Origin of the sequence: Siphonobacter sp. BAB-5405 (assembly GCF_002872335.1) — a bacterium.
Classification (GTDB): domain Bacteria; phylum Bacteroidota; class Bacteroidia; order Cytophagales; family Spirosomataceae; genus Siphonobacter.
Genome location: NZ_NJAG01000224.1, coordinates 1 through 441 on the forward strand (window position 1 = coordinate 1; position 441 = coordinate 441).

At 34.2% G+C, this 441-nt stretch carries 1 protein-coding gene; it reads left to right on the plus strand.

Going from position 1 to position 441, the window contains the following annotated elements; all coding sequences use genetic code 11:
- Positions 1-297: hypothetical protein (locus BWI97_RS27985; protein ID WP_158242906.1), on the plus strand; the 297-nt coding region annotated here is incomplete at its 5' end.
- Positions 298-441: the final 144 nt, after the last annotated feature.

A 441-nucleotide genomic window follows, 5' to 3' on the forward strand; every position in this document is an offset into this window, starting at 1 on the left:
GCTGCTCCTAATGAATCTAGAATCAATACACTTAATAATGCAACGACTGACAATACTTGTTCAGTAAGACTTGCTAGTATTAAAGATGGTTTAAATAACGTACTTTCGGAATTAGGCGGAATGCATATTTCATCTTCTTCTTTTTCAAGTATCAATTTGGCTTATACCTCGTTTGAATTCATTGGCTGGATTGACAAGCTTAAAAAGATTTATAAACTATATTCTAAATGCCAAGAGGCTTCATTTAGACTAATCGATGGGGCATTATACCAGAGTGCTTCTGGGACAATAATGTAGACCAGACTCCTTACTATACTCCTAAAGATTTTGCTTTTTTTAGTGGAGTTATTGATGGAGCCTATTTAGATATTGTTGGTACCTTAGGATTACCTGCTACGTTTAATAGCTTCAATGAACTCATACAAGCTTATACACTCTATA